This is a genomic window from Actinomyces sp. oral taxon 849 str. F0330, from assembly GCF_000239715.1.
GTDB lineage: Bacteria > Actinomycetota > Actinomycetes > Actinomycetales > Actinomycetaceae > Actinomyces > Actinomyces johnsonii.
This window is the reverse complement of sequence record NZ_JH470352.1, coordinates 167,359-185,208: the sequence shown is the minus strand read 5'-3', so window position 1 is coordinate 185,208 and position 17,850 is coordinate 167,359. Positions and strand designations below refer to the sequence as shown.

Annotated in this window: 14 protein-coding genes and 3 tRNA genes; 14 read left to right on the top strand and 3 right to left on the bottom strand. The window is 66.6% G+C overall.

Features of this window, described 5'->3' with window-relative positions; all coding sequences use genetic code 11:
• Positions 1-235: 235 nt before the first annotated feature.
• Positions 236-1,840, top strand: a complete 1,605-nt coding sequence (gltX, locus tag HMPREF0975_RS08205) for a glutamate--tRNA ligase (RefSeq protein WP_049939663.1) — start codon at positions 236-238, stop codon at positions 1,838-1,840.
• A gap of 128 nt (positions 1,841-1,968) precedes the next feature.
• Here the strand turns inward: gltX and HMPREF0975_RS08200 are convergent, their stop codons facing one another.
• Complete coding sequence (locus tag HMPREF0975_RS08200; RefSeq protein WP_009233681.1) at positions 1,969-2,748, bottom strand: hypothetical protein; 780 nt, start codon at positions 2,746-2,748, stop codon at positions 1,969-1,971.
• 285 nt (positions 2,749-3,033) lie between these two features.
• Here HMPREF0975_RS08200 and HMPREF0975_RS08195 point away from each other — a divergent pair.
• From HMPREF0975_RS08195 to HMPREF0975_RS08185, 3 genes are all read left to right on the top strand, one after another.
• A tRNA-Gln gene (locus HMPREF0975_RS08195) sits at positions 3,034-3,105 on the top strand.
• Positions 3,106-3,134: 29 nt separating this feature from the next.
• A tRNA-Glu gene (locus tag HMPREF0975_RS08190) sits at positions 3,135-3,207 on the top strand.
• A 48-nt stretch (positions 3,208-3,255) separates the two neighbouring features.
• Positions 3,256-3,331, top strand: a tRNA-Glu gene (locus HMPREF0975_RS08185).
• A 63-nt stretch (positions 3,332-3,394) separates the two neighbouring features.
• On the opposite strand, the gene HMPREF0975_RS08180 is transcribed toward HMPREF0975_RS08185, so the two are convergent.
• Positions 3,395-3,994 (bottom strand): polysaccharide deacetylase family protein, encoded by a 600-nt coding sequence (locus tag HMPREF0975_RS08180; protein ID WP_009233680.1) that lies wholly within the window; start codon positions 3,992-3,994, stop codon positions 3,395-3,397.
• 437 nt (positions 3,995-4,431) lie between these two features.
• Here HMPREF0975_RS08180 and HMPREF0975_RS08175 point away from each other — a divergent pair, with 437 nt between their 5' ends.
• The 3 genes from HMPREF0975_RS08175 to HMPREF0975_RS08165 all read left to right on the top strand — a co-directional run bounded on the left by HMPREF0975_RS08175 (position 4,432) and on the right by HMPREF0975_RS08165 (position 10,057).
• The gene (locus tag HMPREF0975_RS08175) at positions 4,432-6,066 is read left to right on the top strand and encodes a ribonuclease J (protein WP_049939660.1); all 1,635 of its coding nucleotides are present in this window, start codon (positions 4,432-4,434) and stop codon (positions 6,064-6,066) included.
• A gap of 15 nt (positions 6,067-6,081) precedes the next feature.
• A complete protein-coding gene (locus tag HMPREF0975_RS08170) occupies positions 6,082-7,074 on the top strand; it encodes a PfkB family carbohydrate kinase (RefSeq protein ID WP_009233678.1) in 993 nt (330 codons plus the stop codon).
• A 79-nt stretch (positions 7,075-7,153) separates the two neighbouring features.
• On the top strand, positions 7,154-10,057 hold the full coding sequence (locus HMPREF0975_RS08165; protein WP_009233677.1) for an FtsK/SpoIIIE family DNA translocase: 2,904 nt from the start codon (positions 7,154-7,156) through the stop codon (positions 10,055-10,057).
• 29 nt (positions 10,058-10,086) lie between these two features.
• Here HMPREF0975_RS08165 and HMPREF0975_RS08160 read toward each other — a convergent pair whose 3' ends face one another.
• Positions 10,087-11,562 carry a CapA family protein gene (locus HMPREF0975_RS08160; RefSeq protein ID WP_009233676.1) on the bottom strand — a complete coding sequence of 492 codons (1,476 nt, stop codon included), beginning with the start codon at positions 11,560-11,562 and terminating at the stop codon, positions 10,087-10,089.
• Between the two features lie 379 nt (positions 11,563-11,941).
• Here HMPREF0975_RS08160 and pgsA point away from each other — a divergent pair, with 379 nt between their 5' ends.
• The 7 genes from pgsA (at position 11,942) to HMPREF0975_RS08125 (ending at position 17,831) form a co-directional block, all read left to right on the top strand.
• A complete protein-coding gene (pgsA, locus tag HMPREF0975_RS08155; RefSeq protein WP_009233675.1) occupies positions 11,942-12,562 on the top strand; it encodes a CDP-diacylglycerol--glycerol-3-phosphate 3-phosphatidyltransferase in 621 nt (206 codons plus the stop codon).
• Positions 12,549-13,136, top strand: a complete 588-nt coding sequence (locus HMPREF0975_RS08150) for a CinA family protein (protein WP_009233674.1) — start codon at positions 12,549-12,551, stop codon at positions 13,134-13,136. The genes pgsA and HMPREF0975_RS08150 overlap by 14 nt, the downstream gene beginning before the upstream one ends.
• Positions 13,137-13,255: 119 nt before the next feature.
• Entirely contained in the window at positions 13,256-13,666 is a 411-nt protein-coding gene (locus HMPREF0975_RS08145) for a helix-turn-helix domain-containing protein (RefSeq protein ID WP_009233673.1), read from the top strand.
• Positions 13,667-13,797: 131 nt separating this feature from the next.
• Positions 13,798-14,016, top strand: coding sequence for a DUF3046 domain-containing protein (locus tag HMPREF0975_RS08140; protein ID WP_034471523.1), 219 nt, complete (start codon positions 13,798-13,800; stop codon positions 14,014-14,016).
• A gap of 267 nt (positions 14,017-14,283) precedes the next feature.
• A complete protein-coding gene (gene recA, locus HMPREF0975_RS08135; protein ID WP_009233671.1) occupies positions 14,284-15,534 on the top strand; it encodes a recombinase RecA in 1,251 nt (416 codons plus the stop codon).
• The gene (locus HMPREF0975_RS08130) at positions 15,534-16,031 is read left to right on the top strand and encodes a regulatory protein RecX (RefSeq protein WP_009233670.1); all 498 of its coding nucleotides are present in this window, start codon (positions 15,534-15,536) and stop codon (positions 16,029-16,031) included. Before recA ends, HMPREF0975_RS08130 begins: the two co-directional genes overlap by 1 nt.
• Positions 16,032-16,097: 66 nt before the next feature.
• Positions 16,098-17,831 (top strand): formate--tetrahydrofolate ligase, encoded by a 1,734-nt coding sequence (locus tag HMPREF0975_RS08125; protein WP_009233669.1) that lies wholly within the window; start codon positions 16,098-16,100, stop codon positions 17,829-17,831.
• Positions 17,832-17,850 lie beyond the last annotated feature (19 nt).

The window sequence follows — 17,850 nt, the reverse complement described above, 5'->3', positions numbered from 1 at the left end:
GAGCGCCCAGTGGCGGCGAGAAATGGACCGTGACGCGGAACGTCGGGCTTGGGAGATGGATGAGCCTCCAAAACGAGTGGGGAGTCAGACGATCCGGTCGAGTGGGGAACCGCCCGTCGTATCCAGGGAAGGCCTCCATGACGATGAGATAACGGTCTTGCGGAACACGCGGTAACCGCCACCACGCTGTGCAGCCATGGGAAGAATGATCCGTCGCGATACGCTGTCCTCCATCATGGCTGAACTCAGTGATCACTCATCGTCCCCCCGCCTCGAGACCGCCGTGCCGGCGCCGGGCTCGTCGTCCGTGCGAGTGCGCTTCTGCCCCTCGCCCACGGGAACTCCTCACGTAGGTATGGTGCGCACCTGCCTGTTCAACTGGGCCTACGCCCGTCACACCGGTGGCACCTTCGTCTTCCGCATCGAGGACACCGACGCCGCCCGCGACTCCGAGGAGTCCTTCGAGGCCATCATCGACTCCCTGACGTGGCTGGGCCTGGACTGGGACGAGGGCGTGGGCAGGGGCGGCCCCCACGAGCCCTACCGCCAGTCCCAGCGCATGGACCTGTACAAGCAGGTGGCGGCCGAGCTGCTGGAGGCCGGCTACCTGTACGAGTCCTACTCCACCCCCGAGGAGATCGAGGCCCGTCACCGTGCGCGCGGCGAGGACCCCAAGCTCGGCTACGACGGATTCGACCGCAACCTGACCCAGGCCCAGAAGGACGCCTTCCGGGCCGAGGGGCGCCTGCCCGTCCTGCGGATGCGGATGCCGGACGAGGACATCACCTTCACCGACATGGTCCGCGGTCCCATCACCTTCAAGGCCGGCAGCGTTCCGGACTACGTCGTCATGCGCGCGGGCGGGGATCCTCTTTACACCCTGGTCAACCCCGTTGATGACGCCGCCATGGGCATCACTCACGTCCTGCGCGGTGAGGACCTGCTGTCCTCCACCCCACGGCAGGTGGCGCTCTACCGGGCACTCATGGAGATCGGCCGGGCCCAGGTCATGCCCGAGTTCGGTCACCTGCCCTACGTCATGGGGGAGGGCAACCGGAAGTTGTCCAAGCGCGATCCTCAGTCGAACCTTCTCATCCACCGTTACCGCGGCATGATCCCCGAGGGACTGCTCAACTACCTGGCCCTGCTGGGCTGGTCGCTGAGCGCCGACCGTGACGTCTTCTCCGCCGCAGAGATGATCGAGGCCTTCGACGTCCATGACGTCAACCCCAACCCGGCCCGCTTCGATCCCAAGAAGTGCGAGGCCATCAACGCTGAGCAGGTGCGAGCGCTGGGGGAGGAGGACTTCCGCGACCGTCTGGTGCCCTACCTCGCCGACATCTACCCCGACCCGACCGGCGATGCCGTGCAGGCACCGTTGGTCTCGGCGGCCTCCTTCGATGAGCTCTCAGCGCGCGAGCAGGAGATCCTGACTGCAGCGGCGCCCCTCATCCAGACCCGGATTCAGCTGCTGCGGGAGTGCCGCGACATGCTCGGTTTCCTCTTCGTATCCGACGGCGATCTCGTTATCGATGACAGGGCCAGGACCAAGCTCAAAGCCTCTGCGGGCGACGTCCTGGACGCAGGCGTTCACGCCCTGGAGGGGATCGCCGCTGAGCAATGGAGCAGGGATCATCTGGAGGAGGCCCTGAAGGACGCCATCGTCGAGGGCCGGGGTATGCCCGACGGCGAGGGGATCAAACCGCGTCTCGCCTATGGCCCTTTGCGCGTTGCGGTCACCGGTCGGCAGGTCTCCCCACCTCTGTTCGAGTCCATGGAGATCCTGGGAGCCGACTCGACCCTCGCCAGGTTGCGGGCCCTGAGGGGCCAGCTCGGGTGACTACTTGCCGATTGAGCTCACTGGTGGGGCCGGGAACATCGTGTTCCCGGCCCCACTGATTGTTGCCCTGATTGCCATGTGGAGATTCCCGCGAGTCGCCCGAGGACATCCCCGAATGCCCTGCACGTTCACATGGCGCCTGCGTCGAAACCAGCGACTCGCGTGCCGCTCAGCAGGTTGTGCCATGTCTGAAGGTCGGGGAGATTGCCCGGAGTGCACATCAGCAAGATATCGAGAGTGGCCCCCTGCTCCCCGAGCTGTCTGGAGAATCGGTATCCGGTGATTTCGCTGTCGCCCGAGTTGGTGAAGGTGACTGTGCCGGTGTATGAGACCTCGTAACCCGCGAAAGTGCCGCTGTCATCGGGAATGGTGTCCACCACGGTCGGCCCTGATGTGATTGTGTAGGCGGGGTAATTCGAGGGCTGTTCCTGCACCAGGGAAGATGAAGCGCTACTGTCGCTCGTGTTTTTTCCGTTTTCGTGTATGTCGCGGGAGGACTTGTAGCGGAGGACCCCCTGGCAGGTCTTGTCATTGAAGAGGTATGCCCGGTTGATGAGGAACGAGGTCTCCATTGGTACGGAGAGGAGACTGTCGTCCTGCTGCCAGATATCGGTCCTCTCGTTGCTGATCGTGACGCTGGGCATCGTCCATGCCGTTGCGGACGGGGTGGCCGACGCCGATGGTGTCGGCTTGGAGGACTTGGAGGACTTGGAGGGCGACGGCTTGGCGGAGGGGCTCTCCGAGTTGTCCGTGGAGGGACTGGCGGGCTCGACGGTGAGCTTGCCGCTGTGGGCCGGGCCGCAGGCGCTCAGCGCCAGACCGGCGGTCAGGCACAGCCCTAGAGCAAGACAACGGGTCCTGCGAGTGCTGCGACCGACATGGTTGCGACGCGGTGGATGGGTGCGCATACGGCCTCCCGGAGGGTAATGGGGCGAACAGGAACTCACGAGAGTCTAAGGGATGTCTTCGTTGACGCGCTCGGTTGCGGGGCGACAGGAGGAGGTAGCGGTTCGTGCTCCATAGATCGTTCAAGGCTGATCGACGGCCTGTTTTCGGGGCATGACGGAGTAGGGCGATACCATGCGAACCGGCATGTGTCTGTAGTCACGCCACAATGATTTGGTGGGGCTGGAGCGGGCGTGTAGATTACTGCCCGCTGCCTCGGCCGTGGGACGTTCGAGGTGGAGCCCAATTGGGGTATGGTGTAATTGGCAACACGACTGATTCTGGTTCAGTTATTCTAGGTTCGAGTCCTGGTACCCCAGCGGATCTTCATGTCACATGCTGATCTACTGCCCCCATCGTTTAGTGGCCTAGGACACCGCCCTCTCACGGCGGCGGCGCCGGTTCGAATCCGGCTGGGGGTACGAATCGGCGGGGCCCACCGGTCCAAGCGGTTCACAACTACATACATGGCCCCCATCGTTTAGTGGCCTAGGACACCGCCCTCTCACGGCGGCGGCGCCGGTTCGAATCCGGCTGGGGGTACCAGGCATGAGGTCCGCATCGCCACCGGGTGATGCGGACCTTCTTGGCTCTTCTTGCGAAAGAAGATCATGCCGGTTGTTTTGAGGCGGAAGCGAGCAAGTCGCTGCCCGTGGTGACGGTGAGTCCTTGCTCCTGCAGGGAGTGTACGGCGCCCTCCAGTGCGGAGAACAGAGCCTGCGAAGGCTGCGCGCGGCCATCGTGGCACAGCACCACGGATCCGGCGCCGGCCACATCCTTGACGGCGGCGGCCGCGGAGGTGGAAGGGGAGTGAACGCTCCACAGCAGCACGTCCAGTTCCTGCTGGGCGGCGACCATCAGAGCCGGTGCGTCCACCCGGCCATAGGGGGGCCGCCACAGGCGCGGAGGCGGAGCTCCCGCCGCCATGATCGCCTCGCTCGTCCTGCGCACCGAGCTGGTCAGCTCCGGGAAATCCGCGCCATAGACATCGGTGTGCACCCAGTTGTGCACGGCTACCTCATGCCCCTCGTCGATCTCCCGCGCGATCAGCTCGGGGTGGGCCTGTGCCGCGGAACCGAGAACGAAGAAGGTGGCTCGCACCTGTAGTCTCGCCAGCATATCGAGCACGAGCGGAGTCCAGCGCGGATCGGGGCCATCGTCGAAGGTCAGGGCCAGCTTGCCCGTCTCCCCTCCGGTCTGGAAAACCACCCGTGCGTCGAGCGCTCTGCCGGGGCCCGAGGGGCGAGGGGCGGTCCGTGAGGTGGGGGACAGATGGGTATCGCGCCATCGAGTGGCTCCTGCTCCAGCACCTGCACCGAGAAGACCTGCGGTCGTCACCAGGGCCGTCATCCCGAGGAGGCGCCTTCGGCCTCCCGCGGTACTGGATGAGGTCCGGGGCTCGTCTGACGGGGGATGCTCGATGTCCTCAGCCGCATGTCCCGTATCTCGCCGGCTCTCGATCGTCACCGGTACATCGTAGAACGACTCCGAAAAGGTCCTAGACGTTATGGCGGAGTGATGCCGGACAGAGACGGATCCGGAAAGGATCGGGCCGCATCAATCGATAATCGGGGCATCCTCGGTAGGATGCCCGCGTGACGAACTTTCCTGCGCTGACGACTCCCGGTCCCCTCGCCGACGGTGCCATGCGCATCATTCCCCTGGGAGGTCTGGGCGAGGTCGGCCGGAACATGACTGTCTTCGAGCTCGACGGCAAGCTGCTCATCGTCGACTGCGGCGTGCTCTTCCCGGAGGAGGACCAGCCCGGTGTCGATCTCATCCTCCCCGACTTCTCCTCGATCGAGGACCGCATCGACGACGTCGTCGCCCTCGTATTGACTCACGGGCACGAGGACCACATCGGAGGCGTGCCCTACCTGCTGCGCCTGCGCGAGGACATCCCTCTGGTGGGTAGCGAGCTCACCCTGGCCTTCGTGGAGGCCAAGCTCAAGGAGCACCGCATTCACCCGGCCCTGCGTCAGGTCGTCGAGCACGAGGAGGTCTCCTACGGCCCCTTCGACCTGGAGTTCGTGGCCGTCAACCACTCCATCCCCGACGCCATGGCCGTCATGATCCGCACCGATGCCGGCAACGTTCTCGTCACCGGCGACTTCAAGATGGACTCCCTGCCCATCGACGGGCGCATCACGGACCTGCGCTCCTTCGCGCGCTTCGGCGAGGAGGGCGTGGACCTGTTCTGCGTGGACTCCACCAACGCCGAGGTCCCCGGTATGGTCGGCCACGAGGGCGAGATCGGCCAGGTGCTGGACAATGTCTTCGCAGACTCCGACGGCCAGATTGTCGTGGCCTCCTTCGCCAGTCACGTCCACCGGGTCCAGCAGGTTCTCGACGCCGCCGCCCTCCACGGCAGACGGGTGGCCCTCGTGGGGCGCTCCATGGTGCGCAACATGGGAATCGCCGCTGAGCGCGGCTACCTCAAGGTCCCCGGCGGTGTTCTCATCGATGCTCGCGATGTCATCTCGCTGCCCCCGCATGAGAGGGTCCTCATGGTGACCGGTTCGCAGGGCGAGCCGATGGCGGCCCTGTCCCGGATGGCGCACTCCGAGCACCGCAGTGTCACCATCGAGCCCGGAGACACCGTCATCTTCGCCTCCTCGCTCATTCCGGGCAATGAGAACTCCGTTTTCCGGGTCATCAACCAGCTTATGCGGCTGGGGGCGCGCGTGGTCCATCAGGGCAATGCCAAGGTCCACGTCTCCGGGCACGCGTCCTCCGAGGAGCTGCTCCACGTCTACAACATCGTCCAGCCCCGCAATGTCATGCCCATCCACGGCGAGATCCGCCACCTGGTGGCCAACGGTGGGCTTGCCGTCAAGACGGGGGTCGCTCCCGAGCGGGTCATGCTGTGCGAGGACGGGGTTGCCGTCGACTTGGACGGGGGAGTCGCCCGCATCTCCGGCCAAGTCCCTTGCGGCTATATCTACGTCGACGGCTCCTCAGTGGGGGAGATCGACGAGGCCGAGCTCAAGGACCGGCGCATCTTGGCGGAGGAGGGCTTCGTATCGGTCTACGCCGTGGTGGAGACCATGACCGGCACCATCCTGGCTGGCCCGCACATCCAGGCCCGGGGCGTGGCTGAGGACGACTCAGTCTTCGAAGAGATTCTCCCCGATGTCACCGAGGCGCTGTCCGCCGCGCTGGAGACGGGGAAGGCGGACGCCTACTCCCTCCAGCAGGTCATGCGCCGCACCCTGGGGCGGTGGATCGGGCGCCGCCTCAAGCGCCGGCCCATGATCGTCCCGGTCGTCATCGAGGCTTAGGGGGATGCTCACTGCATGACTCTGTTCCGGCCTGCGTGCTTCATATCCACCGGATCCATCCTTATTGACATCCCCCTTCACGTCAGCCGGGTGCCGACTCCGGGAGGGGCGATCACCGGGGCGTCGTCGGGCCCGGTTGTGGGTGGCGGGTACACGGTGGTCTCAGCCGCTGCCCGGCAGGGGGTTCCCGCTGCTTTAGCGGCCACTTTGGGGACGGGCCCCAATTCGGCCCGGGTGCGCGAGTCGATGCGCCTGGACCAGGTCGAGCTCCTCGTCGAGGAGCTCGTCGGCGACATCGGCACCTGCACCACGCTCATCGAGCCCTCGGGCAGGCGAACCTTCATCACCACCGCGGGCGTCGAAGGCGAGCCCCAACGCGAGGATCTCGAAAGCCTCGATCTGAGGGAGGGCGACTGGGTCTATGCCACCGGTTACGATCTGGCCCACTATACAAGCAGGGGCATTCTGGCCGACTGGCTCCTGTCGGTCCCTGACGGCGTCGGACTGGTCATCGACCTGGGCCCGGTCCAGCCCGACATCCCCGATCAGGTGCTCTTGCCGCTGCTGTCCCGGGCGACGATGCTGACCGGAAACGACCTAGAGATGAGCAAGCTCGAAGAACGGCTGGGGGGCTCGAGTGCCATCCGCCGGGCCTGCCCGCGCGCGCTGATCGTCCGACGTACCGGTGTTGACGGGTGCGTTCTTCATCCGGTCGGCTCCGAGCCGATCGAGGTCCCCGGTTTCGTGCGCGACGTCGTGGACACGACGGGGGCGGGAGACACCCACACCGGTGTCCTGGTCGCCGGCCTCCTCGACGGACTCGATGTCGTCGAGGCCGCCAGACGGGCCAACGCGGCCGCCGCCCACGCCGTGGCCTGCATAGGGCCGGCACGGGCCCCGCGCCGCGAGGAGATCGACGGGTTCCTCCGGGACGCCCCTGAGGGATCGTGGCCCTCCGACGACGACTCTCAGCGCAGCAGCGGCCGGCCCGGATGGGGTTCGCGGTGAGAAGGTGATGTGTCTCCGGCCGTCCCAGGCGGCGTGGCAGGGCCGCCGAAGCTGAGAATCCGATAGTTTCTAAGACATCATGGCCAATCGTCGCACCACGAGAACCGCTACGTCTCCGTCCGGAACCGGCAGAGGGCGTAATCGGGGGGCACCCCCTCGAGGGACCGCCCCTGTCAACGCTCCTGCTCAGCCCTCCGGCGGACGTTACCGCCGCACCGGGTGGGCATTCCTCATCCTGGCTCTTGCGGCGGTCTTGGCGCTGCGCGAGTGGTTCGGCATCTCCGGGGCCGCGGGGAGCTTCCTGCACCATATCGCTGCCGGTCCCGTCGGCGTTCTCGGCCTGTTGGTGCCCCTGCTCCTGGCGGCGCTGGGGGTCGCCATGCTCCGGGTCCACAGTCTGGGCGCGGTTCACGCCCGGGTCTCGGTGGGTTGCCTCGGTCTGCTGACTGCCCTGACGGGAATGATCCAGGTGGGCAGTGGCAACCCGGTGCTCAGGGACAACATCGGCGGTTTGGAGAGTGCTGGCGGACTGCTGGGATGGCTGGTGGGTTACCCTCTGGCGGCGCTGTTCTCCTCAGTGGGGGCCTTCATCCTGTTCATTTTCCTGGCCGCCTTCTCCGCTCTGGTCCTGTCCGGAAAGACCATCGCCGAGATCCGGGACCTACTGGCGCAGCGTCGGTCCTTGGGCGCCGATGGAACCGGCGCCCCGTCCGATACGGCAGGCTCCGGAGACTCCCTAGCCCGGCGTCTGCTGGGACGGGTTCGTGGAGGTCTCGGGGGATCGGGAGCTGCCGGCGATGACTCGGAGCAGACCGCGCTCCTGGACTCCTACGACGGTGACGAGCCCTTCCGCTCTGCGCTCGAGGTGGAGGAGTCGACTCCGCGCAAGCGCGGCAGCGGTCGGCGCAAGCGCTCCGCCGAGCGGGAGGCCCGACAGACCTCGATCACTGAGCTCATCGAACCGGGCGGAGACAGCGACGACGGCACCTTCGTCGTCCCGGAGACGGGCGGCGAGAATGACGCCGTCGCGGCGTCGGCCCCTTCGGTCGCCTCCCCGTCCAAGGGTAGGGCGCCCGGTTCCGCCGCCGGCCCCGGGACGGCCGGATCGCCGGCTGGAGCGCAGCGCAGGCCCTCTGCGGCGAAGCGTTCCGCTGCGCCGGCCGCATCCAACTTCGACGCTGTCACCGAGGAGACCCCAGAGGTGCTCCTCGAGGAGCCCGATCTTGCCGATCAACTCGCCATGAGCGACATGAGCATCATGGCACTGCCCGACGGCTCCACCTACTCGCTTCCCGAGGACGCACTGCTCGGCCCCGGGCCGGGACACGCCACCCGCACCCCCGCCAATGACGCCATCGTTGAGGCGCTACAGAACGTCTTCGCAGAGTTCAACGTGGACGCCACCGTCACCGGCTACACGCGCGGCCCCCAGGTCACCCGCTACGAGGTACACCGCGGCCGAGGAGTCAACGTCTCGCGCATCACCGGACTGGAGAAGAACATCGCCTACGCGGTGGCCTCAGACGAGATCCGTCTGCTCACACCGATCCCAGGCAAGAGCGCCATCGGCATCGAGATCCCCAACACCGACCGCGAGATGGTCAAACTCGGCGACGTCCTGCGCTCCCAGGCCGCCCGCAAGCAGCCGCACCCGCTGGTCGTGGGACTGGGCAAGAACGTCGAGGGCGACTACGTCGTCACCAACCTCGCCAAGACCCCGCACCTGCTGGTGGCCGGTCAGACCGGTTCGGGCAAGTCCTCCTTCGTCAACTCCATGATCACCTCGATCATGATGCGCGCCACGCCCGAGGAGGTGCGCATGGTGCTGGTCGACCCCAAGCGGGTCGAGCTGACCATCTACGAGGGCATCCCCCACCTCATCACCCCGATCATCACCTCACCGAAGAAGGCGGCCGAGGCCCTGGAGTGGGTGGTCCGAGAGATGGACACCCGCTATGACGACCTGGCCTCCTTCGGCTTCAAGCACATCGACGACTTCAACAAGGCGGTGCGCGCCGGAGAGGTCCAGCCCCTTCCCGGCTCTCAGCGCGAGCTGAGTCCCTACCCCTACCTCCTGGTCGTCGTCGATGAGCTCGCCGATCTCATGATGACGGCGCCCAAGGACGTCGAGGCCTCCATTCAGCGCATCACCCAGCTGGCCCGTGCCGCCGGGATCCACCTGGTCCTGGCCACCCAGAGGCCCGTCGCCCAGGTGGTCACCGGCCTCATCAAGTCCAACGTCCCCTCTCGTCTGGCCTTCGCCACCGCCTCGCAGCTCGACTCCCGCGTCATCCTCGATCAGAACGGGGCCGAGACTCTCACTGGCCAGGGTGATGCCCTCTACCTCGGCCCCGGGGCCTCCACTCCGGTGCGCATCCAGGGCTCCTGGGTCACCGAGTCCGAGATCCGCTCCGTCGTCGAGCACGTCAAGGCCCAACTGACCCCCGAGTACCGCGAGGATGTCGTCGTCCCGGAGGTCAAGAAGCAGATCGATGAGGAGATCGGCGACGACATGGATCTGCTCCTGCAGGCCGCCGAGCTCATCATCTCCAGTCAGTTCGGCTCGACCTCCATGCTCCAGCGCAAGCTGCGCGTCGGCTTCGCCAAGGCCGGGCGCCTCATGGACCTGCTCGAGTCCCGAGAGGTTGTCGGCCCCTCAGAGGGGTCCAAGGCCCGTGACGTCCTCGTCCAGCCCGAACAACTCGAGGAGACCCTGGCCTGGATCAAGGGGGAGGGCGGCGCTCCCGGAGGCGCTGAGGCTCCCGCCGGCCCTGAAGGATCCCAGGACGAGCCCATCACGGGGGACTCGCCGGCCCCCGCCACGGGTGAGTCCCGCACGGCGGCTCTTCCGTCGAACCGCTATCGCACGGATCCGCTGGAGGCCGACCCGAACCTGCCGGAATCGGAGCCCTGGGAGGACTCCTCAGCCGAGGAGAACTCCCAGGACGCCTGGTCGCTCACCGGTCGCGGCTCATCGTGGTGACGTGCGTCTTTACATGTCTTCAGCCCTTGTCAGCCTTCTCCATCCTCCATCGTCCCCTCGGGCTCGTCTGATTCCGCTTTCGGCTGTGCCGTTTCCGCGGCCGACGGTGTGGGATTCAGCGACTTCGACGATGCCCCATCCGACGAGGTGGGCGACGTCCGATTCGGTTCCCGGTTCGATCGGGGCGTGGAGCCGGCGGAAGACGGGGCCGATGGCCCGTCCGAGGGGGCCGGATGCGCCCCCGCTCGTTTGATGACCTCCTCGCGACTCAGGATCGTTGGAGTCGGACCGGTGGGTGCCGGAGGCTTCGTGGCCATCGTCGAGGCATCCTTGACGTCTGAGGTGAGCATGCTCCAGCGCCTGTCGATCTCCTGCTCGCTCAGAGTCAGGTCTGCGGGGCGCTCTCCGTTGTGCAGTGCCGCCAGATCCCTGACCTTGTAGCCACCCGCCTGATCCACCGTGAACGGGTGCCAGTTCAGCGACTCCACACTCACTGAGCCGTCGGCGTGGGAGGTGACGTCGGCCCAGACCAGCTGACCGACGTCGGACAACGGACCGCAGTACGACTCGTTCTGGCTGGAGATGTAGTTGCCGGCGGAGTACGACGCCCACATCCCCTTGCCCTTGACACCCCCGGAGAGCTTCTCTGCGGGCTGGGGCACATGGGGGTGGGCGCCGAAGAAGATGTCGACCTGCCCACTGTTGGCGAGAGCCTGAGCGTAGGAGACCTGCTCTTCATCGGGGGTGGTCTCGTACTCCTGGCCGAGCTGGGAATGGACAACGACAAGGTCGGCGCCCGCCGCGCGGGCCGACTTTGCTGCCTTCGTGATGGCGCCAATGTCGTTGAGCGACACCGAGTATCCGGTGGGATCATCGAGGCCGTTGAGCCCCATGGTCGTGGAGATCTGGGCCACGGTCACTGTGCGCCCTTGGCGCTTGAGCTCATAGAGCGCGAAGGGTGCGGAGGCGTCCTCCCTGCTCCGGTAGGTGCCCGCGTGCCCCAACCCATGAGCATCCAGGGCGTCTAAGGTGGCGACGACTCCCGCCTCCCCCCGGTCCGCGGAGTGATTGGATGCGGTCGCGCAGCCGTCCCACCCGGATCTCGCCAAGGCTCCGACGACCTCGGAGGAGGTGCCGAAGGTAGGGAAGCCCGAGTAGACCCCGTCTGGTGCGACGGGAACCTCCATCCCGCACAGGGCCAGATCCAGGCCCTCGACCCAAGGCGTCTCGGCGGCGACGTTGTCGGTGATGTCCCCAGAAGCCCCTGGAGTGGAACTCAGAACCGGCATGTGCATGAGGACGTCCCCGGCGTAACCCACGGTGAAGCGCACGTCTTGAGAGCCGTCGGCTCCGGCGGAGGCCGATGCGCCGGGGGCGGTCGCGTCCCGTCCCTGCTGCTCGTGGGTGCTGCCCGTCCCGGTGGGGCCGGTCCCACTCGCCTGTGAGTGGCCGGTGCCCGTGCCGCAACCGGCGACTGCGATGACCGCGGCGAGAGCGGTGGTCATGAGCTTCCCCGGCCCCCGCGACCGGTGGGGAACGCTCATGGTGCTCGTGCCCCGCCGATCGTCCGGCTGCCCGTCTGGGCGCCCAGCGGCGTCATTGTCGGTATCAAACAGATGAAGCGGTGAAAGAATGTAGGAAAACATGTATAGGAACGTAGGAACCGAACCTTAAGGGATTGTGCGCACCTCGCGTCCTTTCGGCAGGAGTCGGGTAGAAAGGCTGAGATTCCAAGGAAAACTCCCGATGGGGATAGATCCCCGATAGCGTGTTGCGCGCGGAAGGATGTGGTGGCCGGGGGCGGTTAGGCGCCTATGACGTTCCGTGCACATGCTTCGAGGTTTCTCCGGCGGTGTGAGGGCGTGCACTACTAGGCTGGTCCCGATGAACGCCTCGACCGCCCCGGACGCCGCACAGCCAGAGCAGGCGCCGCTGCTCAACATCGCCAACGCCTTGACGGTGTTGCGACTGCTGCTCGTCCCCGTCTTCATCTGGCTCTCGCTGTTGCCGGGGGATCGGGCAGGACTTGCGGCCGTCGTGGTCTTCGTCGTGGCCGCCTTCACCGACCGTCTCGATGGTCAGTTGGCCCGCTCTTGGGGGCTGGTGACCTCCTTCGGCAAGATCGCGGACCCGATTGCGGACAAGGCGCTGACCTTGTCAGCCTTCGCGCTGCTGAGCATCAATGGCAGGCTGTGGTGGTGGGTCACGATCCTCATCGTCGTGCGCGAGCTCGGCATCACGGTCATGCGCTTCTTCATGCTGCGCCGTGCCGTTATGGCCGCGTCGCGGGGCGGCAAGATCAAAACGACTCTCCAGATGGTGGGGCTGGTGGGGCTGCTCACACCATGGTCCGCCCTCTTCCTATCCGCGGGCGCGGCCGATTTCATGCTCAGGGCGGCTTACGTCGTCGTGGCTGCCGCCCTCATTGTCACTGTGGTGACCGGCCTGGACTATGTGCGCCAAGCCGTGCAGCTGAGTCAACGGGGCGGGCATGCAGGCCGGTGAGCGCCCTGCGGCGACGGGACCGGTCGGAGATCAAAGGTTCGGCGAGGATCACTGCGAGCGCTCGGCGTCCGATCTCCTGCGAGTCGCTGAGGGTCACGCAGTGACCTTGGCGATCGCCGAGTCGCTGACGGGCGGGCAGGTCTCCTCCACCCTGGTCGGGGTTCCCGGTGCGTCGCGCGTGCTCCTCGGGGCGGTGGTCGCCTACGCCACTCGTATTAAGGCGCAGGTGCTCGGTGTGGATGCCGCTCACCTGGAGCGGACTGGACCGGTGGATCGTGACGTTGCCCTTCAAATGGCGCGGGGTGTGCGTCGCCTCCTCGGTGCCGATCTAGGGCTGGCGACCACGGGCGTGGCGGGACCGGGGCCGGCCGATGGTCATCCGGCGGGAACGGTCCACATCGCCGTCGTCGCCCCCTGGGGCGAGGTTCACCGCGAGCTGCGTCTGAGCGGTGACCGCTCGCAGATCCGGTGCGGAACCGTGCTGAATGTGATCGAGCTGGCGGTGGGGCTTCTGAGCAAGGAGGCCGACGACGTGAATCTGGTCGCTCCTCAATACTTGCAGACCGCAGACTAAGACGGATTTCAGGTTTCTCTCAGGAATGCCGGTAGAGTTGGGCGCAACGCCACCGGAGCCGGAAGAACTGGTCCCGCGTGACGGGAATGAATCCACGATGTGAATGGTTGTGCTAGATGATGAACAACACGACTCACCCCCGCACCACTCGCCCGATCAACAACCGGATGCCGATGCGCCAGGGACCCGGGGCAGGGTACGGTGTGTCCGTGGACACTCCGAAGCATGAGAATGTCGTCCTGCGCCGCGAGATCGGAGAGGTTCTGCGCGGCGTCCGACAGCACCAGGGTCGCACGCTGCGCGAAGTCTCTTCGCAGGCCCGCGTCTCCTTGGGATACCTCTCTGAGGTCGAGCGAGGTCAGAAGGAAGCCTCCTCCGAGCTGCTGGCCTCTATCTGCCAGGCCCTCGACGCCCCCCTGTCCATGGTGCTGCGCGAGGTCTCCGACCGCATCGCCCTAACCGAGGGCGTCATGATTCCGGACACAGTTCCTGATGAGCTTGTGCGTCAGCAGGGGATCGCCCTGCGGTGATCGTCCGCTGACGCCCCTACCGCGGCGCCCATGCGGCGCTCGTGACTGCAACCGATGAGTTGACCGCTCCCGGCGGCGGGACCACGACGAGTGGGCTCGCCGCCGGGGTGTTTGTCGAGGACGGGGGAACTGTGAAGCACTCGGAGTTCTGGAGCGCCGTCGAGGAGGTCTTCGGCTCGGCCTATGGCCGGTCGCTGGCCCAGGATCTGGTCCTGCCCGCGCTGGGCGTCACCTGCGTGCAGGCGCTCGACGACGGCGTGGCGCCGGAACGAGTCTGGGCTGTTCTGTGCGACGAGACGGAGCGCTCTGATGCCGAGCGGTGGATCTTCCGTTCCGACCCTCGACGCTGAGACGGGTTCAGTTGGGGTGGGTTCAAGGGGTGGAGGGCGAGTCGGTCGACACGCGCGACGATGGTGTCGCTATCGAACAGGTGTTCGGGTACTGTTCTCCACGAACGACGGCGACGCGCCTTGAGTCCACAGGACAGGTGAGGGGCGGAGATAGATGTCAGTGGTCAGGCATACCGTCGTTGGTGAGCCCCGGAGAGGGGACCTCGCCGAAGTTGACCAGCCATGCCCACGGCGGCTGCGAGCCGCCCCGAGAACCGAGGTAGAACAATGCCTGCTGCCAGCCAGACCCAGGACCGCTCCAAGGCCCTGGCCACTGCTCTCGCCCAGATCGACAAGAACTTCGGTAAGGGCTCCGTCATGCGCCTGGGGGACGACACCCGTCCGCCGATCTCCGTCATCCCCACAGGGTCGGTCGCCCTTGACGTCGCCCTGGGGGTCGGAGGGCTTCCGCGAGGCCGCATCATCGAAGTCTACGGACCGGAGTCCTCCGGAAAGACGACCGTCGCCCTGCACGCCGTAGCCAGCGCGCAGCGGGCCGGGGGCAACGCCGCCTTCATCGATGCCGAGCACGCTCTCGATCCGGTCTACGCCAAGGCCCTAGGCGTCGACATCGACAACCTCCTGGTCTCTCAGCCGGATACCGGTGAGCAGGCCCTGGAGATCACCGACATGCTCGTGCGCTCGGGCGGTCTGGACATCATCGTCATCGACTCCGTGGCCGCTCTGGTCCCCAAGGCGGAGATCGAGGGAGAGATGGGGGACTCCCACGTCGGCCTCCAGGCACGGCTCATGAGTCAGGCGCTGCGCAAGATCACCGGGGCGCTGTCCTCCACCGGTACCACGGCCATCTTCATCAACCAGCTGCGCGAGAAGATCGGCGTGTTCTTCGGCAACCCGGAGACCACCACGGGCGGTAAGGCTCTGAAGTTCTACGCCTCGGTGCGCCTGGACGTGCGCCGCATCGGCGGGCTCAAGGATGGCGACCAGCCCGTGGGCAACCGCACCCGGGTCAAGGTCGTCAAGAATAAGATGGCGCCTCCCTTCAAGCAGGCCGAGTTCGACATCCTCTACGGCCAGGGCATCTCCAGGGAGGGCAGTCTGCTGGACCTGGGCGTGGACAACGGCGTGGTGCGCAAGTCCGGTGCCTGGTTCACCTATGGAGAGGATCAGCTCGGTCAGGGCAAGGAGAACGCGCGCAACTTCCTCAAGGACAATCCGCAGCTGGCCGCTGAGATCGAGGAGAAGATCCTCGCCGCTCTGGGCATTGGCGAGCCCGGCCGCAAGGCCCGAGAGGCCGAGGAAATCGCCGCCGCAGAGGCTGCCGTGGCCGCGGCCGCCATCCCGGTGGACAGCAATGACGCCGCGGCCACGAGCGCGGTCAAGAGCGCCCGCGGCCGCGGGAAGAGGACCACAGGCTCCGACAAAGTCTCCAAGGCCTCCAAGGCTGCTAAAGCCGCCAAGGATGCCGCGGTGGAGGAGCCGGACACCATCTTCGGTGAGGACGCCGGCGGGTTCTGATGGCCTGGCTCACTCCAGATGCCCACGCGCAGGCGGTCGAGGCGGCCCGGGACATCGTCCTGCGTCGCCTCGACCGCAGCGAGGTCCCGCGTGCGGCCCTGGCGGATCTGCTTGAGCGCAAGGAGGTGGATCCTCGCATCGCCGTCGAGGTCCTCGATCGCCTGGAGGCGGCCGGCGTGATCGACGATGCCGCCTATGCGGCGCGCCTGACGCGCACCCGTTTCGCGGAGAAGGGTGCGGCCAGACGCGCCATCGCCGAGGAGCTGCGGCGCAAGGGCCTGGGGGAACAGGACGTCGCCACGGCCCTGGGCCAGATCGACTCCGACGATGAGGACTCTGCAGCCCTGGCACTGGCCCGCAAGAAGCTGTCCGCCACGCGTCACCTGCCCTGGGAGGTGCGCCGACGTCGTACCGCGGCCCTGCTGGGCCGCAAAGGCTACAGCCGGGAAGCCACTGTGCGTGCCCTTGAGGCAGCCTTCGCCGAGGAGTCGGACTGAGAAGCGGTCCTGTTGCCAGGACCTCAAGGTCCTGAGGCTTTCTCGCCGGCCCACTAGGCTTGCCTCATGACTCAGGCGATTGCGGCCACTGACGGCCCCCAGAGCCAGGTCGACCTTGATGCGTTGGCGGCCTCGGCGGGAATCGCGGCCGAGCACGTTGTTCCCTATGGTCGCGACGTGGCCAAGATCGATCTGCGCGCCCTGATTCCTTGTGGTGAGGGGGCTGACGCACAGGATGGTCCCGGCAAAGCCCGCTACATCGTCGTCACTGCGATCACACCGACGCCTTTCGGGGAGGGCAAAACCACCACGGCCATCGGACTGGCCCAGGGGCTGACTCGTCTGGGCGAGCAGACAGTCCTCACTCTGCGCCAGTCGGCCATGGGGCCCACCTTCGGCATCAAGGGCGGAGCCGGCGGCTCCGGGGGTGCCCGCATCCTGCCGGCCGAGCGGATGAACCTGCACCTGACCGGCGACTTCCACGCCATCACCGCCGCCCACAACCTCCTGTCGGCGATGATCGACAACCACCTGTACCACGGCAATGAGCTCGACATCGACGAGCGCACCATCACCTGGCCCCGGGTTCTGGACGTCAATGATCGGGCCCTGCGCCATATTGTCACCGGCCTGGGCTCCAAGATCGACGGCGTCACCCGGCAGGCCTCCTTCGACATCACCCCGGCCAGCGAGCTCATGGTCATCATGTCGCTGGCCACGGACTTGGCCGATCTGCGCAAGCGCTTGGGGAGCATCGTCATCGGCCGAAACCGCAGCGGAGAGTGGATCAGCGCCGAGGACCTGGGGGCCGCAGGGGCCATGTGCGCCGTCCTGCGCGACGCGCTTGAACCCAACCTCTTGCGTACCGGCGAGGGCACGCCCGTCCTGGTCCACACTGGCCCCTTCGGCAACATCGCCACCGGCTGCTCCTCGGTCATCGCAGACCGTGTCGCCATGGCGGGCACGAGAAGCGGCGGGTACGTCCTCACTGAGGCCGGCTTCGGGGCGGACATGGGCCTGGAGCGCTTCGTGGACCTCAAATGCGCCGTCTCCGGCATGCACCCGCGTGTAGCTGTTGTCGTGGTGACCGTCAGGGCACTCAAAGCCCACTCCGGCCGCTACCACCTCATCAACGGTAAGAGTCTTCCCGAGGGCATGCTCCAGGAGAAGGTCGAGGACGTACGCGCCGGCGCAGCCAACCTGCTCAAGCACCTTCAGATCGTGCGGGGCTTCGGCATCACTCCGGTCGTGGCCATCAATGTCTTCCCCACCGACCATGACAGCGAGATCGAAGAGGTGACGCGCATCGCTCGCGACGCCGGAGCCCGGGTGACCGTCTGCCACCCCGTGACTCGAGGAGGTGAGGGCTGCCTCGACCTGGCGAGTGCCGTCGTCGAGGCCTGCCAGGAGGTTGGCGATGCCGTCTCCATTCGGCCCGTCTACGGGCCGGAGGACGACCTGCGCACCAAGATCGCCAAAGTGGCTGCCCTTTACGGAGCCGACGGTGTGGACTACACCCCTGCCGCGAGCAGGCTATTGGATGGCTATGAGCGCGATGGCTTCGGAGACCTGCCAGTCATCGTCGCCAAGACCCCGCTGTCCCTGTCCGCCGAGCCCGGCCTCAAGGGCGTCCCCACCGGGTGGCGTCTGCCGGTGCGTGAGGTGCGCCTGGCCGCCGGGGCGGGGTACGTCTGCGCGATCTGCGGCAGCCTGTCGACCATGCCGGGCCTGCCGAGCCGTCCCGCGGCCGAGCGCATCGACGTCGATGTCGCCACAGGGGAGATCGAGGGGCTGCGCTGAGTGCTGCGGCCACAGGTGG